The organism is Saccharospirillum sp., from assembly GCF_040881935.1.
Lineage (GTDB): Bacteria > Pseudomonadota > Gammaproteobacteria > Pseudomonadales > Natronospirillaceae > Saccharospirillum.
In genome coordinates, this window is record NZ_JBBECH010000054.1 from 19291 (window position 1) to 37534 (window position 18244).

At 58.4% G+C, this 18244-nt stretch carries 16 protein-coding genes; 12 read left to right on the forward strand and 4 right to left on the reverse strand.

Annotated features, from left to right (window positions below; all coding sequences use genetic code 11):
• The 4 genes from WEB54_RS09620 to WEB54_RS09635 all read left to right on the forward strand — a co-directional run bounded on the left by WEB54_RS09620 (nt 1) and on the right by WEB54_RS09635 (nt 3046).
• Nucleotides 1-1200 carry an alanine--glyoxylate aminotransferase family protein gene (locus WEB54_RS09620; protein WP_368053689.1) on the forward strand — a complete coding sequence of 400 codons (1200 nt, stop codon included), beginning with the start codon at nt 1-3 and terminating at the stop codon, nt 1198-1200.
• A gap of 9 nt (nt 1201-1209) precedes the next feature.
• Nucleotides 1210-1398: a hypothetical protein gene (locus WEB54_RS09625; protein WP_368053687.1), complete on the forward strand. Its 189-nt coding sequence runs from the start codon at nt 1210-1212 to the stop codon at nt 1396-1398.
• A 4-nt stretch (nt 1399-1402) separates the two neighbouring features.
• Complete coding sequence (locus tag WEB54_RS09630) at nt 1403-2461, forward strand: amidohydrolase family protein (RefSeq protein ID WP_368053685.1); 1059 nt, start codon at nt 1403-1405, stop codon at nt 2459-2461.
• 81 nt (nt 2462-2542) lie between these two features.
• Nucleotides 2543-3046 carry a copper chaperone PCu(A)C gene (locus tag WEB54_RS09635; protein WP_368053683.1) on the forward strand — a complete coding sequence of 168 codons (504 nt, stop codon included), beginning with the start codon at nt 2543-2545 and terminating at the stop codon, nt 3044-3046.
• 40 nt (nt 3047-3086) lie between these two features.
• Here the strand turns inward: WEB54_RS09635 and WEB54_RS09640 are convergent, their stop codons facing one another.
• Nucleotides 3087-3572: a YajQ family cyclic di-GMP-binding protein gene (locus WEB54_RS09640; RefSeq protein WP_368053681.1), complete on the reverse strand. Its 486-nt coding sequence runs from the start codon at nt 3570-3572 to the stop codon at nt 3087-3089.
• A 52-nt stretch (nt 3573-3624) separates the two neighbouring features.
• Nucleotides 3625-3996 carry a hypothetical protein gene (locus WEB54_RS09645; protein WP_368053679.1) on the reverse strand — a complete coding sequence of 124 codons (372 nt, stop codon included), beginning with the start codon at nt 3994-3996 and terminating at the stop codon, nt 3625-3627.
• A gap of 237 nt (nt 3997-4233) precedes the next feature.
• On the opposite strand from WEB54_RS09645, the gene WEB54_RS09650 reads away from it, so the two are divergent.
• The 8 genes from WEB54_RS09650 to WEB54_RS09685 all read left to right on the forward strand — a co-directional run bounded on the left by WEB54_RS09650 (nt 4234) and on the right by WEB54_RS09685 (nt 13407).
• On the forward strand, nt 4234-4602 hold the full coding sequence (locus tag WEB54_RS09650) for a DUF6164 family protein (RefSeq protein WP_368053677.1): 369 nt from the start codon (nt 4234-4236) through the stop codon (nt 4600-4602).
• A gap of 460 nt (nt 4603-5062) precedes the next feature.
• Nucleotides 5063-6019, forward strand: coding sequence for an AAA family ATPase (locus WEB54_RS09655; protein WP_368053675.1), 957 nt, complete (start codon nt 5063-5065; stop codon nt 6017-6019).
• Nucleotide 6020: 1 nt separating this feature from the next.
• The gene (locus WEB54_RS09660) at nt 6021-6950 is read left to right on the forward strand and encodes a DUF58 domain-containing protein (RefSeq protein ID WP_368053673.1); all 930 of its coding nucleotides are present in this window, start codon (nt 6021-6023) and stop codon (nt 6948-6950) included.
• Nucleotides 6932-7387, forward strand: a complete 456-nt coding sequence (locus WEB54_RS09665) for a DUF4381 domain-containing protein (protein ID WP_368053671.1) — start codon at nt 6932-6934, stop codon at nt 7385-7387. The genes WEB54_RS09660 and WEB54_RS09665 overlap by 19 nt, the downstream gene beginning before the upstream one ends.
• Nucleotides 7384-8352 carry a VWA domain-containing protein gene (locus WEB54_RS09670; RefSeq protein WP_368053669.1) on the forward strand — a complete coding sequence of 323 codons (969 nt, stop codon included), beginning with the start codon at nt 7384-7386 and terminating at the stop codon, nt 8350-8352. Before WEB54_RS09665 ends, WEB54_RS09670 begins: the two co-directional genes overlap by 4 nt.
• On the forward strand, nt 8349-10031 hold the full coding sequence (locus tag WEB54_RS09675) for a tetratricopeptide repeat protein (protein WP_368055287.1): 1683 nt from the start codon (nt 8349-8351) through the stop codon (nt 10029-10031). The genes WEB54_RS09670 and WEB54_RS09675 overlap by 4 nt, the downstream gene beginning before the upstream one ends.
• On the forward strand, nt 10025-11740 hold the full coding sequence (locus WEB54_RS09680) for a BatD family protein (protein ID WP_368055289.1): 1716 nt from the start codon (nt 10025-10027) through the stop codon (nt 11738-11740). Before WEB54_RS09675 ends, WEB54_RS09680 begins: the two co-directional genes overlap by 7 nt.
• A 116-nt stretch (nt 11741-11856) precedes the next feature.
• A complete protein-coding gene (locus WEB54_RS09685; protein WP_368053663.1) occupies nt 11857-13407 on the forward strand; it encodes a diguanylate cyclase in 1551 nt (516 codons plus the stop codon).
• A gap of 221 nt (nt 13408-13628) precedes the next feature.
• On the opposite strand, the gene WEB54_RS09690 is transcribed toward WEB54_RS09685, so the two are convergent.
• Together WEB54_RS09690 and WEB54_RS09695 are read right to left on the reverse strand one after the other, a co-directional pair.
• Nucleotides 13629-16973 (reverse strand): methylmalonyl-CoA mutase family protein, encoded by a 3345-nt coding sequence (locus tag WEB54_RS09690; RefSeq protein ID WP_368053661.1) that lies wholly within the window; start codon nt 16971-16973, stop codon nt 13629-13631.
• Between the two features lie 235 nt (nt 16974-17208).
• Nucleotides 17209-18096 carry a 3-hydroxybutyryl-CoA dehydrogenase gene (locus WEB54_RS09695; protein ID WP_368055291.1) on the reverse strand — a complete coding sequence of 296 codons (888 nt, stop codon included), beginning with the start codon at nt 18094-18096 and terminating at the stop codon, nt 17209-17211.
• Nucleotides 18097-18244 lie beyond the last annotated feature (148 nt).

Sequence of the window (18244 nt, forward strand, 5' to 3'; positions counted from 1 at the left end):
ATGATTCAAGTTCCCCATATTGACGGTCTTAACCAGATTTTGCCCGAAGAACCCCTGTTAATGATGGGAGCCGGTCCGGTCCCCATTCCCGGTCCGGTAGCGGCGGCGAACGGCATTGTGATCAATCACCTGGGCGAGACCATGGCGCGCATCATCGATCAGGTGAAGCGGATGGGGCGCTATATTTTCCAGACCGAATCGCCCTGGCTGATGGGCGTAGCGGGGCCGGGGTCGGCCGCCATGGAGATGGCCGTCACCAATCTGGTGTGGCCCGGCACTCGGGTATTGTGTGTCTGCAATGGCTTTTTCTCCCAGCGCCTGGCCGAAATGGCCCAGCGGGCGGGCGGCGAGGTAGAGCGGTTGCTGGTCGATGAAGGGTGCAGCGCCGATGCCAGCCGCATCGAAGATATTCTGCAAAGCTTTCAACCTGAAGTGATGACCATCGTTCAGGGCGAGACCTCCAACACCACCCACAATAAAGACCTGGCCGCCATCGGCGCTCTGGCTCAACGGTACAACTGCCGCATCATTGTCGATGCGGTATGCACGCTGAGCACCATGGAATTGAACATGGATGATTGGGGCATTGATGTGGTGATTACCGGTGGTCAGAAAGGCTTGAGCTCAATTCCCGGCGTTTCCCTGGTCGCCTTTTCCGAGCTCGCCTGGCAACGCATTCTGCAACGTCCGGTACCGATGCCGCACTGGACGCTCGACGCCCTGCTCGCCACCCGGTTCTGGCATGAGGCTTCCTATCATTACACCGCACCGGTCTCCGGCCTGTTGGCATTGCATGAAGCCATGCGTTTGGTTTGTGAAGAAACTCTTGAGCGCCGCTTTCAGCGTCATCGCAAGAGCAGTCTGGCGTTGCAGGGCGGCATTGAGGCGTTGGGGCTGTCTCTCTATGTGCCCAACGCCGCCCGGCTGAACTCGGTGGTGGGTATTGCATTGCCCGACGGACTGGATTCGAAAGCGGTGTGCGCACACATCTCAGGTCACTTTCGGGTCGAGATCGCCGGTTCCTTTGGTCCGCCGATCGTACGCATTGGCCAGATGGGCGAGCAGTGCCGGGTGCATAACCTGTTTCGCACCTTGCACGCCTTTGGCTCCACCTTTAACGCTTTGGGCCACCCGGTGGACGTACCGGCCGGTATGGCCGCACTGGAGAATCGCCTGCAAGCCCTGTCGGCCGAAGAATAAGGCGGGCGGATGAGGCATTGGTGGGTAGCCGACGTGATTCTGACCGCCAGCGCCTGGTGGGCCAGTCAGCGGTTAATGCAGAGCCGCCGTTCGGCAGCGTTTCTGGCGGCCGTCTGTTTTGCGCTGCTGGGTCTGGCGTCCTGGGTCTATTGCATGGTGCAGGTGCTGGCATTTCCAGATGATCGAAAAACGAGGTAGCAGAATGAGGCAGGGTCGAACGGGAACAACACTGATGGGGGTTCTGGCCGCTTTGTTAGTCAGTGGCTCAGCGCTGGCGGAAATGTGTTATGACCGCAGTGTTCAGGGGCACCGTTTGGTGGTCGACAGCCATTTACACTTTCAGCCCTTCAGCGGCCCGCATCTGGATCATCAGGTGTTGGTTGAGTATCTGCAACGCGCCAGTGTGAAGTATGCCAATGTCTACGGCATCGGTCAGACTCGCATTGAAGACTGGGCCTGCCTGAACGGCGGCGACTGCAGTGGCAATGCGGTGATCGCACCGACCATGAAGAACGATTTTGTCAACGGCGTGAACATGAATGCCTACCCAAGAACCGGTGTGCAACTGCGCGCTTCAATGACCTTTCCGGATCTGCAGAACCCGGAAGGCATTGTCGATCGCATGGCGATTCTGGACCGCGAATTTCCCGGGTTGTTTCAGTGGATGGGCGAAGCCAATCTGGTCAAACAAGCTCTGTTTTCCTATGGACATGAAGCCGCCACCCTGGAAGACATCGCCAACTGGGCGCCGTTTATGGCGCAACTGGCCGAGCGCAATATGCCGCTGGCGCTGCATTCGGACATGGGCGATAACGAAGACGATTATGGCTATGTACCGCTGATGGAAGCGGTGCTGGAACAGTATCCGGACAACACCGTGGTATGGATGCACCTGGGCACATCGCGCGAGCAGATGGAGCTCGACCCGCAAGAACACGTCGCCGAGATGTCGCGGCTGATGGATACCTACCCGAACCTCTGGTTCGACATTTCCTGGAACGTGTTGTACGACGCTTATTTTCGGGATGCCGACCGGCGTGAGCCCTACGTCGAGTTTCTGAACCAGTATGCCAGCCGGATCCTGACTGGAACGGACCTGGTTGCCTCCAGCTACACCAGTTACAACGATTACCTGCGCGCCCTCGAACAAAACAGCTATATCAATCAGTACCTCGATAAGCGTGCTTTTCGCTACATCGCACTGGGGCAGAGTTATTTCGATCTGCTCGACATCGATGACGTTGCGCCGCCTGTTTGTTGATTGAGAGGGGAGCCGATGACTCCCGCTCGCTGGCAACAAACGCGTTATCTGACTTTACCGTTAAACAATAAGGAAACTTTCATGCGCAGCATGACACTGGCTCTCTTTGCTCTGTTTTTTTCCACCTCGTCCCTGGCCCATGATTACACCCTGAACTCATTATCGATCGATCACCCCTGGGCGCGGGCGACTGCACCGGGGGCACCCGTAGGCGGTGGCTTCATGAGCATCAGCAACACGGGCGACCAGGCCGATCGCCTGCTTGGGGGCTCGGTGGATTTTGCCAGTGAGGTTCAGATTCATGAATCAAGCATGGCAGGCGGCATGATGCGCATGCAGCATCTGCCCGATGGTTTGGTCGTACCGGAAGGTGGCAAGGTTGTGTTGAGACCGGGCAGTTATCACCTGATGTTTGTCGGGTTGCAGCGTCGCCTGGTGGAGGGCGAGCGTGAGACGGTAACGCTGATGTTCGAGCGTGCCGGCGAGATTGAGGTTGAAATTAGTGTTGCAGGGCCAGGTGAGCGGGGGCCGCATCAGGAAGGTGATGCCATGGAAATGGATCATGGCGATATGAGCCACGAATGAGGGCGTGTTGGGCTGACGCTGAGTCAGCCCGGTGCGCTGGTCAGTCGCGGAAGTTGTTGTACTGCAGCGAGATCTCGATGTCAGACTGCTTCAGCAGGGCCATGACCGCTTGCAGGTCATCCCGCTTTTTACCGTTGACCCGTACCTGCTCACCCTGAATCGATGCCTGGACTTTCAACTTGCTGTCCTTGATCAGCTTGATAACCTTCTTCGCCGTAGGCTGATCGATGCCCTGTTTGAAGGTCATGTTCCAGGAAAAGGTTTTGCCGCTGTGAACCGGCGTGTCTTCTTTATCGGCACCGGCGGCGCTGATACCCTGTTTAACGCAGGCTTTGGAGAACAGTTCTTCAAGTTGACGAACCTGAAAGTCGGATTCGGTTTTCAGTGTGACGACCAGGCCTTTTTGCTCGATGCTGGCCTCTACGCCGCGAAAGTCAAAACGGGTGGCCAGTTCCCGGTTGGCGTTGTCGACAGCATGGCGCAGGGCCACTTCATCGATTTCAGAGACGATATCAAAGGAAGGCATGGAGGTGTCCTTGTGTTAGATGGCTTCAGTGGCAGCAGTTTACCACAGTCGCCTATTCCAGCGGCAAGCGCGCCCGCTCATTGCGATTCTGCAGCGCATCCTTGCGGCCATCGAACAGTTGAATGGCAATGGGCGTGATCAGCAGCAAGCGATCATTGTGCAAACCAATGTAGCCAGCCCGGTGCTCTGTCATAAAGTGACCGTCGTGATGGGTCAGCGGTGACGCTTCAGACAGCTCAGTCAGGGCAATCAGGCCATTACCCAGCGGGTCACTCAGGGCCGCTTCGTCTTTATACAGCGCCAGCGCCGTGGCACTAACAACCAGAATCGAGCCACCGCGCAACCAGAGTTGCTCGGCGGGCTCGCCATTACTCAGGGTCAGGGTGGCGCTGTTAACAATGATATCGGAAGGACCGTATAGCATAATCGGGTTATCACCTAAAACAGGAATGGCAACAATACGGCCAAACCAGTTAGAGTCGCAACTGGCTTGAGCCCGTGTCAGGCACCGGGTGTCCCTTTCCGGGGTCGGCGTGAACCCGTCCATGGGGCCTAGATCGCAGCATCCTTGCTGCGAACTCCCCCGGAAAAGGACACCCGGCGCCTGACACTCGTTTGGTAGCAAACCTCATCTCAGTAAGAAATTTTAAGGAGAACGGCAATGGCTGTTCTGGTATTCCGTTTAAACGGAGTCAGCGATCAGGAAGCCGACGAAGTGCGTGATCTGCTGACCACGGAAGGCTTCGAGTTTTATGAGACCAGCGCTGGTCGCTGGCATATTTCGGTGGCTGCGATTTGGCTGGTAAACGATGACGACTACGTGGCGGCACGTGAATGTATCGACCGCTACCAACAGCAGCGCCAGATTGAGCAGCGCGCGGCGGTGCGTCAGGCGAGGGAAGAGGGGCGTGCATCGAGCTGGAAGGAACGGTGGCGAGATGAACCAGGAACACTGGTACTCGTCTGGATTGGTCTGGCGGTGGTCGTGGTGATTTCAATATGGCCGTTTTTTAATTGGATCCGGGGTTAGTGTCATGTGTTGGAAATTCTGCTGATTTAACCCGCTTACTGTCGAAGGGCTGTTGGGTACGCCTACTGAGGGCCGTTAGACCGCATGGACTAAAACGCCTGGAGCGTTTTAGCATGAGCGGAGCGAGCCCACAGGGTGAACCCCATGGATGGGGTTCATATCCGGTCTTCGAGTCTACATGGATGTATTCACGACGTGCGCTCAGTAGGCGTACCCGACAGTCCGCCCAGCACTGAAGTAACTGTTTCCACCCACAGCCTATTGCCCACGAGAATTTCCAACACATGACACGACACCACAGGCAAAAACTCAAAACGACCATAGTCAAGCCAGTGTAAACCACCCACGTCGTTCAGCCGGTGCCGTTGACCCGGACTGACAGCGCTCTAGAATCGATAGGCCGGTCTGCGGGCTGGTATTCGCTGATCGATTCAATCCCATGAATAAAACAGGCACGCCAATGGCTACCCAACACCCTCTGCTCGAATTGAAAGACGCCCTCCAACACCGGATTCTGGGGCAGCCGGAACTGGTCGAATCGCTGTTGCTGGCGCTGCTGGCCGATGGGCATTTGCTCGTTGAAGGCGCGCCTGGCCTGGCTAAGACCACCGCCATCAAAGCCCTGGCCGAAGGGGTGCATGGCGCCTTCAGCCGGGTGCAATTTACCCCGGATCTGATGCCTTCTGACATTACCGGCGCCGAGATCTACCGGGCCGATGAACATCGCTTCGAATTTCAGCCCGGGCCGGTGTTTGCCAACCTGGTGCTGGCCGATGAAATCAACCGCGCGCCTGCCAAGGTGCAGTCCGCCTTGCTGGAAGCCATGTCGGAGCGCCAGGTGTCGGTAGCCGGAACCACCTACCCGTTGGCATCGCCGTTTTTGGTGATGGCGACGCAAAACCCGGTTGAGCATGAAGGCACTTACCCCTTGCCCGAGGCTCAGTTGGATCGCTTTCTGCTGAAGGTCTCGCTTGATTACCCGGATGTCGGTATAGAGCGCGCCATTTTGCAGCTGGCGCGGGAGGAAGAAGCCCACCAGATTCGCAGCCTGCCACAAGTCTCACCGGAAGATGTCTTAGGTGCCCGCCGGGCGCTGAACGACATCTATGTGGCTGACGCCGTGACTGACTATCTGCTGCACCTGGTCGATGCCACACGCTCACCCGAGCGCTACAGTGAGGAACTGGCGGGGGTTACTGAATTCGGCGCCTCGCCGCGTGGCACCATTGCGCTCGACCGCTGCGCTCGGGCGCAGGCCTGGCTCGACGGTGATGACTTTGTGACTCCCGAGCAGGTGCAGCGTGTCGCCGTACGGGTGCTGGCGCATCGTCTGGTGCTGTCGCTGTCTGGTCAGGCGCAGGGCTGGGATGGTGTGTCCGTGGTCAATCATTTGCTCGAACGAGTGGCCGTCGGTTGATATGAACACAGCGGGCAGAGCGACACCCTTTACCGTCGAGGGCACCGACGTTGAACGAGACGAGTTGCTGGCACTGCGCTTTGTCGCGGCGGATCTCGGCCGGGTGCCGGTGCGTCGTGCATTGGGGTTGGGTGCCGGTGAGCAGCGCTCGCCCTACCGGGGCCAGGGCCGGGAATTTGTTGAAATGCGCCGCTATCAGCCGGGTGATGATGTGCGCCGCATTGACTGGCATGTGACCGCCCGCAAACAAGCGCCTTATGTACAAATTATGGAAGAGGACCGGCAGGCGGCCCAACTGATATGGGTGGATCTGTCCGACAGCCTGTATTTTGGCAGCCAGCGCGCGCTCAAGTCCGTCATGGCCTGCCACTGGGCCGCTTTTTTGGCCTGGCGTCTACTGGCGTTACGCCACCCCACCCGAGCGGTGATTACCGGCGTCGGTGATGCCCGCCCGATGATGCTGCGCCGCGCCAGCGACGTCGCCCAATTCTGCCAGCGCCTGGTGGACGCTCATGCCTTGCTCGCCGAACAGTATCGTCTGGGCACCACACCACCGGCCCCGAGCGACATCGCCTCGCTGTTGCGGCAGAATCCAACACTCTGGCTGGTCTCTGATCTGTCACATTGGCAGCCGGAAGCCCTGGCCGCCTGCTTGCCGCTGGCTCGAATCAACCGAACGCTGATTTTGCAACCGATCGACCGGCTCGAATCGGATCTGCCCGATGTGGGTGTATTGCAGGGCCGGGCGCGTGATCAGAGCGTACAACTCGATACCGGCTCGGCCTCGGTACGTAGCGCTCACCACCGGGCCTTTGAGCACCGCCAGGTCACCTGGCAGCGCTGGGCTCCCGGTCATCAGGCGACGCTGATCAGCCATTTTGTCCACGATTTCGACTGGGGGGAGGTGAACCGTTGGCCAATCCACAGCTGAACCCGGGCGACCCGGCACTGGCGACCTTGCTGGCGCAACTCGAAGCCAACACCGCGCCCGCAGTACCGGGGTTCTGGCCCCCGGCTCCGGCGTATTGGCTGGGTGTGATTGCGTTGATCATCGCGTTGACGGCTGGCATTTGGCTCTGGCGAAAGGGTCGAATGCGGCGTCGCTGTCTGGCGGCCCTTAACCGTCTGCGCCAGGAACCGGATGCCGAACGCCAGTTACAGCAGTTGCACATAGTGTTGCGTAACGCCGCTGCACAAAGTGCCAGTACCCATAGAACCGAATCGGCACCAGCCTTCGCCCAGTTGGTGCGGACCACCTTGAACCGAACTGAAGTGCCGGCCTGGGTGAACGCTCACTATCGGCCTAACGCCCGGGTCGAGATCGACTGGCACGAACCGCGCACCCTGATCAAACGGTGGTGCCGATGACGCTGGCCTGGTGGTGGATGCTGGCATTGATGCCAGTGCCCTGGCTCATCGCGCGCTGGGTTAAGGCGGTGGATGCCGGAGATCGGCTCGACCACCCGGTGCTGGCCCGCTGGTCTACAGGCCGTGCCGCTAAAGGCGGGCCATCATCGGTGCACAGCCGCTGGCTGTGGCTGGCCTGGGGTTTGGTATTACTGGCACTGGCGCGCCCGCAAACACTGGGCCCCTGGGTCGAACCCGAGCAACCAGCGCGAGCCATAATGCTGGTGGTGGATGTATCGCGCAGCATGGAAGAGCCAGATATGGAATGGGGCGGCCAACGCGTGCGTCGCTACCAGGCGGTACAACAGGTGGTGGGTGATTTTGCCCGCGAACGCCAGGGTGATGCACTGGGCCTGGTGGTGTTTGGCGAATTTGCCGATACCCAGGCACCGCTGACACCTGATGTTGAAGCCGTGCGCGACCTGTTGTTTGATGTCTTGCCGGGCATGGCTGGCGACAGCACCGCTATCGGCGATGCCCTGGGTTTGGCGGTCAAGCGTCTGCGCGACCAGCCGGTGACGGACCCGGTGATTCTGCTGTTGTCGGATGGGGAGAACAATGCCGGGGAGCTGGACCCTATGGCTGCCGCTGGAGCGGCGCGTGACAGTGATATTCGGGTACACACCATTGCTTTTGGACAACCGCGTAGCGGCGACTTTTTTGGTCTGATGCGGGGTGCGAGTGTGGATGTCGAGACACTGGGCCGCGTCGCCCGGGAAACCGGCGGTGAACTCTTTGTCGCGGAAAGTACCGATGAGCTGGCCCGGGTCTACGACCGCATCGACGCTCTGGAACCCAGCCCCCGGGCCGGTCAGGCCCAACGACTGGCGGCCGAATGGTTCTGGGTACCTGCACTCGCTGCCTTGCTAGTGGTGGTTGCCGGACAGCATGTTCGGGTGCCGCGTCGGCGGAGGGCACCGTCATGATCTGGACCCGTCCGTTGATCTTGCTGGCATTGTTGCCCTGGCTGGCCTGGAGCCTCTGGCGCTGGCGGCGACAGCAGCGCCAGGGTGGCTGGCATCGGCTGATGGATAAGCGCTTGCTGCAGCGTTTGAATTATCGTGGTGGCGCCCGCCAGCAATCGCTGGCGCAGGGTGCACTGCTACTGGCCGGGGTGTTGCTGATCGTCGCCGCAGCCGGCCCGGCAAGACCGCTGGCCGGAGGTACGACCTTGACGGCCGGCAATCTGATCGTGGTATTGGATGCAACCTTATCGATGACGGTCGAGGACACCTCACCGTCGCGCGCCATTCGCGCCGAGCGGCTGGTGCAGGGCTGGGCAGCCTCCGGCATCTTTGAACGCACCGCCGTGGTCGTTTATTCCGGTTCAGCGCACTGGCTGGTGCCGCTGACCCGCGACATCGAAACCCTGGCACTGCAGCTGGAGCAGATGTCGCCGTACCTCATGCCGCAGTTTGGTAACCGGCCGGAGCTGGCGTTTGAACGGGTGACAGAGCGGCTGAATACGCTACAGGGCCGCAGTCAGCTACTCTGGATCACCGATGATGCCAGCCCTGATCGGGTCGATGCACTGTTAGCCGCCCGGCCCCAGGTCGAGCGCTTTTGGCTGATGCCGATCGGTACCGAGTCGGGCGGGCCAATCCCCTTGCCGGATGGCAGCGGCTATCTGCAAGACGGCCGTCGTATGGTGTTGCCCACTCTGGACCGGGCCGGATTTCGGGAAATCGCCAGTCGCCTAAACGCAACGCTGCTGCCGATGGAGCAAACCGTGGAAAACCTGGATCTCAGCATCGACCGGGGCGCGGTCTCCACTGAACGCCAGATACGCGAATGGGGCTTCTGGCTGTTGGTACCAGTGCTGGTGCTGTTATTGCCCTGGTACCGGCGTGGCCTGGTGTACAGTTTGCCGTTTGTGCTGCTGTGGCAGCCGATCCCTGCGGATGCCGCCGGTTGGGCAGACCCGCTGCTGAAAAACCGTGAGCAGCGGGCTTTTCAGGCGTATCAGGAAGGTGACGTGGACCAGAGTCTGGCTCTGACCGACCGCCGGGATCTGGCCGCCCAACTGGCGTTTGAGCAGGGGGATTACGAGCGGGCGGCGGATCTCTGGCAACAGCTGGATGACGCCTCGGCGCACTACAACCGGGGCAATGCGCTGGCGCATCAGGGCCGCTTGCAGGAAGCGATCGACGCCTACGATGAAGCCCTGGCCCGGGCCGATCTGGACGCGGCCCGTTTCAATAAAGAGCGCGTTGCCGAGGCTCTGCAGCAACAGCAGGAGCAGCAAAAACAACAGCAACAGCAAAGCGAGCAGAACGAAGAGTCGGAATCACAACCGGGTGAGTCGCAAGACTCGAATCAACAGGGCGACCCGTCGCAGGAGCCTGACGGGCAACCGGGCGATCCGCAGCCACCGGGTGACGAAGAAACAGAGCAAAAAGAAGGCCGCGACAGCCAGTCGGCCGAACAACAAGACTCGGAAGCCGAAGGCGAACCCGACCCCGATCTGGAAGCACGCCGCCGCGATCAGGCGGTAGAGCAGTTGCTGAACCGGGTACCCTCGGTTCAGGGCCAGGTGTTGCAGCAAAAATTTCAGTATCAGTACCAGCAAGCCCCGACGGACGAGGAGCCCGATTCACTATGGTAAACACCGCACGACAGTGTCTGATCTCCTTGCTGAAAACCGGCGTTGGTCTCCGTGTTAGTGCGGTGCTGGTGACGTTGCTGCTGGTCAGTGTAGCGGCCTCAGCAGCGGTGACGGCGGAGGTCGACCGCACCCGTCTGTATCAGGATGAAACTCTGACGCTGACCATTCGTGCTGACTTTCCGGCCGCCACTGATCCACTGGATTTAACCGCGTTAAATACCCTGTTTCAGGTGGTGGACCAGTCGCAAAGCACCCAAAGCCGGTATTCGACTGCTCTGGGTCAGCAGCGCTGGCGCGAATGGCGGTTGCAGGTCAGGCCACGTGAAATCGGCACCCTGGCAATACCCAATTTTAGCCTGGGCGGTGAGCAGTCGAGCCCGATCATGATTACCGTGATGGACCCGGCCGACCGCCAGCAAGGCCTGCCCGAGGAAGCCGTTATCCTGTCGGTCTCGATTGACGATGACAGCCTCTACATCGGGCAGAGCACGATACTGACTGTTAATCTCGACTACCAGGTGCGCCTGCAAGGCAATTTTGCCCAGTTGGATCTCAGCGCATTCGATGCTGAAAAACTCAACGAAGACAACACCCAGACCACCCATGGCGGGGAGCCGTACCGGCGCTATCAACTGGTCTACCGGCTAACGCCGGAGCGGGACGGCACTCTGACGATTCCGGAAATCCGTTTTGTCGGGCAGTACGAAAGCAGTAATTACGGCCAGCCAATGCGCATGCACCGCATTCACCCAGGCATTGAGGTACAGGTGCAACCCATACCCGCATCGTACCCGGCAAACGCCGTCTGGTTACCGGCCGAGTCGGTTACCTTGGGCGATAACCTGGGCAGTATTGTCCAGGCTGAGGTTAATGAACATCTGGACTGGCAGGTCACGACTAGCATTCAGGGCCAGCCCGCGACCCAGCTCCCCGACCCGCTGGCGGCCCTGGCCGATGACGACTTTCGATTTTATCGCAACAGCCCGGAATTCAGTGATTCCAGCGGCCAACAACAGCGTATTGATCAGGCGGCACTGGTGTTTGCTGCGCCCGGAACCTACGACTTGCCTGCACTGCGAGTGCCCTGGTGGGATACCAACACAGATACGCTGCGCTACGCTGAACTGCCCGAGCGGTCCGTCCGTATAGACGGTATAAGCAATGAGGCCATGGATATACTGGCCGATCCGTCCCGGCTGAATGCAGAATCGCCCTCTGGCGAGGCCGACGATCTGAGCACCGATGCAGATTCAGACGCTGGCATTGTGGGTCTCTGGCCCTGGGTCAGTGCCAGTCTGGGCATTGGCTGGCTGGCCACGACACTGGTTTTTTGGGCCAGCCATCGTTACATGAGAAGCCGGTTGCGCGCTGCCAATGACACCCCAGTGGCAGAGACAATTCATGCGCAGGAGCCGGTATTGGATGAGATGGCCCAGGCTGCTCGTGGTGGAGATGTTGGTGCCTATCACGCAGCCTTATTACGCTGGCTTCGAACCCGGCCGGAACAAACCCACGGGAATCTGCGACTGCAGCTTGGCGAATCGGAGCAGGCCACATTGAAACAGATTGAGGCGTATTTGTTCGCCCGTCAACCAGAGACCGCAGCACCCGATCGCGCTGCGTTGGTAGCGTTGCACAACGCCGTGCAGGGACTGCAGACACCGCTCCGGAAAATGACAGTAGCGGATGTATTGACCCTGTACCCCTGAAACGATTGCATTGGCGTTATCTTTGGCTAATGTCTTAAAAACACCCATATAGAGGATTGCCTGTGCAGCCTAAACGGCCTTCCACAGAAGTGGCATCCACACCTATTGATCCATCGATGGTAAGACTGGTCACACTGCTCCTGGCAGCGTTGAGTATCGTTGTTTTTGCAGCTCTGGCCCGGTTTCTGTACCAGGCAGAAACGGAAAACATTCACCGTAATTTTTCGGCAGAAGTGGCGCAGCAGGCTTTATCGTTTGAGCGCGAAGTACTGTTGAATCTGGAAATACTGTTCGCACTCAATGCCTCAGTTTCGTTGTTCGACGTCGTAACTCCAGAACGATTTGATCAACTGACACGGGACATTCTGGCTCGTTCGCCGGCCATCTACGCGGTTGCCTGGGCGGAAATTGTAACGCTCGATACACTGGCAGCATTTGAAGCCCGCATGAACAATTGGCATCCCGGTTATCAGGTTACTGAGCGGAACGCCAATGATGAAGTGGTGGTAGCAACCAATCGGCCCCGATATGTGCCGGTGGTGATGATCGAACCGATGGTGACTAACCATGCCGCCCTCGGTTTCGATCTGGCCAGTGAGCCTCGTCGATTGTCAGCTTTGTTGCAAGCCCTGGAAACCGGGAAAATGGTGGCCACTGCTGGTATTAGACTGGTTCAGGAGCCAAACAATCAACGCGGTTTTCTGGTGTTTTCGTCTCAGACTTTTCCGTCATCAAACAGTGCAGAGCCCGGGGGCGAAGAACGTGTTGTGTTTGTGAACGGCGTATTTCGTGTCGGGGAACTGATCAACCAGTCTGTCGCTAATACCCTCAGTGAGCAGATGCAGGTGCAGGTGATTGACCGGACGCGGGGTTCCGGTGACATCTTGTACAGCAGTGAGCCGGACCTGAACGAGAAGTGGCTAACAACGCGCACCGTGGTACACGACTTGCCCAATGTGGCTGGTCGTCAGTGGAGTTTTGAAGTGACCCCGGCCGCGTCGCTTTATACTGAACGGCATAGCTATGTGTCATGGCTGGTACTGGGTTCCGGCACCGTGGTCGTGTTGCTGCTTGTGGTTTATGTATTGGTGACCCAGCGCCAGACGCGGGATCTGAACGCCGCTAAGTCCGAGTTGGAGCGCATTTCGCTGACCGATAGCCTTACCGGCCTCGCCAACCGTCGCCACTTTGATCAGCACCTGGAGCAGCAATGGGCACTGGCAGCACGCCAGCAAAGTTCACTGTCGTTGGTGATGATCGATATCGATAATTTCAAACCCTATAACGATGAGTACGGTCACCCGCAAGGCGATGCGGCCCTGGAACAGGTGGCCAAAGCGTTAGACACTGTCGCTACCCGTCCACTGGACCTGGTGGCGCGTTATGGAGGTGAAGAGTTCGCACTGATTTTGCCCGACACGGTTAATCCGGCCGAGATCGCCGAAACCTGCCGGAGCAAAGTGGAAACGCTGGGGTTGCGCTATGAGTATTCTAACGTGGCCCGTGTCGTGACCATTAGTGCCGGGGTTTGCACCCTGACACCGGCCGACGGATACAGCCTAAAGAACCTGAGTGAATGGGCGGACGATGCCTTGTATCAGGCCAAGGAGCGGGGGCGCAATCAAGTGGTCATTTATTCAGCCGAACGCGGCTTGCACCGGGATTAGTAACTCAAGCTTCGGTGTTTGCCTATGAGACTAGCGGCGGCTGCCGGGTATGCCCCTGTGGGGTAGTCCGCAGCAGGGATGCTGCGGCCTAGGCTCCATGGACGGATTCACGCCGACCCCACAGGGGCATACCCGGTAGCCGGTGCGGGCCAACACCTCTCAGGCGAACCGAACTCCGAAGCTTGTGTTAGTTAGCCACCGTCTGGTGGCCCACTGACTCTCTACATATTTCTGCGATATTCTCCACCCACCTGATACAGGGCGTGGCTGATCTGCCCAAGGCTGGCGACCTTCACCGTCTCCATCAGAGTCGCGAACAGATTACGGCGCGTTCTGGCGTCATCGGCTAGCGTGGTGAGAGCATTGGTGACCTGCTCTTTGTGCTGGTGCTGGAACCGCGCGACCTGTTCGATCTGTTGTTGTTTTTCAGCATCGGTCGAACGCATTAATTCGATCGGTGCTTCGACTTGATTGTCTTTTTTCGACAGAAAAGTATTCACGCCGATGATAGGCAATTCGCCGCTGTGTTTCTTGTGTTCGTACAGCATGGATTCATCCTGAATTTTGCTGCGCTGATACATGGTATCCATTGCTCCGAGCACGCCGCCGCGTTCACTCAGCCGTTCGAATTCAGCATAGACTGCGGCTTCGACCAGATCGGTCAGGTACTCCAGGGTGAACGCGCCCTGCATCGGGTTTTCATTCTGGTTCAGACCGAGCTCTTTGTTGATGATCAGCTGAATCGCCACGGCACGGCGCACGCTGTCTTCTGTCGGTGTCGTTATCGCTTCATCGAACGCATTGGTGTGCAGGCTGTTGCAGTTGTCAAACAACGCATAGAGCGCTTGCAGGGTGGTGCGAATGTCGTTGAACTGAATTTCCTGGGCGTGGAGGGATCGGCCTGACGTTTGAATATGATATTTCAGCATTTGCGAGCGTGCATCGGCACCGTAACGATGCTTCATGGCCCGCGCCCAGATGCGCCGTGCGACTCGGCCGATCACCGCGTATTCCGGGTCCATTCCGTTGCTGAAAAAGAAACTCAGATTTGGTGCGAAGGCGTTAATGTCCATGCCGCGTGCGCGGTAATATTCGACCAGGGTAAAGCCATTGGCCAGGGTAAAGGCGAGCTGGGTGATCGGGTTCGCACCGGCTTCGGCAATGTGATAGCCGCTGACACTGACGCTGTAAAAGTTACGCACGTCCCGTTCGATAAACCAGGACTGTACATCGCCCATTAAATGCAACGCAAACTCGGTCGAGAAAATGCAGGTATTTTGTGCCTGATCTTCTTTTAAAATGTCTGCCTGCACGGTGCCACGTACTTGCGTTAGGGTTTCGGCTGCAATGCGCTGGTAGATTTCGGCGTCAACCAGACGGTCGCCACTGACGCCGAGTAACCCCAGGCCGAGCCCGGAATGGCCTTCCGGCAAGTCACCCTGATAGCTGACTGGCGCATCACCTAATATGTCCTTGATGCGTTGCTGCGCGGCTTCCCATTCGCCGTTGTCGCGCAGGTGTTTTTCAATTTGCTGATCGATGGCCGTGTTCAGAAACATGGCCAGAATGATCGGCGCCGGGCCGTTGATGGTCATCGATACCGACGTCGTCGGCGCGCACAAATCAAACCCTGAATAGAGTTTTTTCATGTCGTCCAGGGTGGCGATGGATACCCCGCTGTTGCCGACCTTGCCGTAAATGTCCGGTCGTTCGGCCGGGTCTTCGCCATATAGTGTAACCGAGTCGAAAGCCGTCGACAGCCGTGCGGCGGGTTGGCCGAGCGACAAATAATGGAAGCGACGATTGGTGCGTTCCGGCGGGCCTTCACCGGCAAACATTCGCGTCGGATCTTCGCCGCTGCGACGGTAAGGGTAAACACCTGCGGTGTAGGGAAAGTGACCCGGCAGGTTTTCCTGGCCGCTGAACCAGACGCGTTCGCCCCAGTCGCGGCTGGTGTTGGCGCTGACTTTGGGAATGCGGTTGCCGCTCAGGGTTTGGCGGTAATTGTCGCCGGTAATAGCGTTGCCGCGTACCTGGTATTCAAAGGTATCGGTGCGCACCGAGTCCATTAACGCATCCCAACCGAACAGAGTCTTGCGGCTGTCTGGCTGCAGTTGTTGCAGGGCTGCGTTGTGGCGTTTGGCCAATGTTGTTTGGGCGTTATCCAGTCCGTCGGTCGCGACATCGGTTAAGGGTGCCAGACCATCCAGCCCGAGCAGGCGCAGGCTTTCATACAGATGCTGAACGGTGCGGGCGCAGTCGGCCTGGTTCTCTAATTGATCGCGCAGCGAACGTCCCTGCTCGGCAATTTCAGCCAGATACCGCTGCTGTGCGCCGGGAATTAACACATGAGCTTCGGGGTCGCCCTCGGGTAATGAGGCTTGCCATTGGGCGTCTGTTGCTTCGCTGAGTCGGCGGCACAGGTGATTGAATACACGGTTCACACCCGGGTCGGAAAAGTGGCTGGCAATGGTCGCGAACACCGGCAGCTTGGCATCATCGGATTCAAAATCGATGCGGTTGCGTCGCCATTGTTTGCGCACATCGCGCAGCGCATCACCGGCGCCCTTGCCATCGAATTTGTTGATGACAATCCAGTCGGCCAGATCCAGCATGTCGATTTTTTCCAGCTGGCTGGCGGCGCCGTATTCGGGGGTCATCACATAGCCCGGAAAATCGACCAGATCGACAATGGCGCTGTCGGACTGGCCAATGCCAGCGGTTTCCACAAACACCAGGTCAAACCCCTGGTGACTCAGTTCGGTGATGGCTTCCTGCAGCACTTCACTGGTCGATAAATGCTGGCGTCGTGTGGCCATGCTGCGGAAATAGACGTTGGGTAAACGCAGGCTGTTGATGCGAATGCGGTCGCCGAGCAGGGCACCGCCGGTGCGTCGCCGGGTCGGGTCGATCGCCAGTACCGCAAAGCGTTTATCCGGAAATTCGGTGGCAAAACGCAGCACCAGTTCATCGCTCAAGCTGGATTTTCCGGCACCGCCGGTACCGGTTAAGCCCAGCGTCGGTGCGCCTTTGTGGATGGTGTAGGGTGTTTTACGCCGGGCTTCAATGTCCGACAAAGCCCACGCCTGAATCAGATCCGGGTGGGCATCTTTGGGCAAGGATGTCGGCCGGGCATCACGGGCCTTCCGTATGTGCGCCACGGCATCGTCAATCATTCCCGGTAAACCCAGTTTCATGCCGTCGTTTGGGTGGTAAATGCGGGTGACGCCGTAGGCTTCGAGTTCAGCAATTTCATCGGGTGTAATGGTGCCACCACCGCCGCCAATGATGGCTATATAGCCAGCACCGCTGGCTTTTAGCCGGTCGACCAGATACCGGAAATACTCCATGTGTCCACCCTGATAGGAGCTGAGCGCAATGCCGTCGGCGTCTTCCTGCAGGGCGGCCTTGATCAGATCATCGACACTGCGGTTATGGCCGAGATGAATCACCTCGCAGCCGCGATCCTGAATCAGGCGGCGCATCACGTTGATGGCGGCATCGTGGCCGTCGAACAGGCTGGCGGCCGTGATGATGCGCAGCGGTGCAGTGTTTTCGTGACTCATAAAGCGTTTTCCCAGCGAGTGTCTTTGAGGTTATCACCCAAGGTTTCGGAGTTCGGTTCACTTCAGTGGTGTTGGCCCGCCCCAGATGCCGGGTATGCCTCTGTGGGGTCGGCGTTAATCCATCCATGGAGCCTAGGCCGCAACATCCATGTTGCGGACTTCCCCACAGAGGCATACCCGGCACCCGGTGCTAGTCTCCTGAGCGAACTCCGAAACTTGAGTGATAACGGAAGCATCAGTCGTAGTTGTAAAAGCCACGGCCACTCTTGCGACCGGTATAGCCCGCATCGACCATTTGAACAAGCAACGGGCAGGGTCGATATTTCGGATCCTTAAAGCCGTCGTACAGCACCTTCATGATAAACAGGCAGGTATCGAGCCCGATCATGTCGGCCAGTTTCAGCGGGCCCATCGGGTGGTTCATGCCCAGGGTCATCACCGAATCGATGGCCTCGGCTTCGGCGACACCTTCGTACAGGGTGAAGATGGCTTCGTTGATCATTGGCATCAGAATACGGTTGGACACAAAGCCGGGCGCATCCCGCACTTCTATGGGTGTTTTGCCCAGCTGTTCGCTGAGCGTTTTGATGGCATTGAAGGTTGCATCCGAGGTTTGCAGCGCCCGAATCAGTTCGACCAGTTGCATTAATGGCACCGGGTTCATGAAATGCATGCCCATGAAACGATCGGGCCGGGAGGTGGCGGCCGCCATGCGGGTGAGGGAAATGGCGCTGGTGTTGGAGGCGAACAGTGTCTCGGCCGGGCAGAGGGCATCGAGTTTGCGAAACAGGTCGATCTTGACGGCTTCGTTTTCGGTAATGGCCTCAACCACCAGGTCGCAACCGGCAAATACCTCGATATCGGTATTGGTGTGTAGCCGGGCCAGGGAAGCTGTGTGCTGATCGGATGCCAGCTTTCCCTTCTCGACGAACTTGGCCAGGCTACGATCGACGGCTTTAACAGCCGTATCGAGCTGGGCTTGCTGGTTATCGACCAATTGAACCGTTAGGCCACTCTGGGCAAACACCTGGGCGATGCCGTGGCCCATGGTACCGGCGCCCAGCACGCCGATGGTTTGAAGCCCACTGGTTTGAAGTGAGCCAGCACTGAAAGCAGTCGTCATAGAGGTTCCTGTGGTTAAACTGTAATTTTTATTGATCCCGAGGCTAGTTTTCGTTTACGTTAACGTCAACTTAAGGCGGTGAAGAGTACCAAATCTTTCCCGTAAACTCTGGCTAACAGCCGATGGTTGCTTTAGTCCTGAGGTTAGG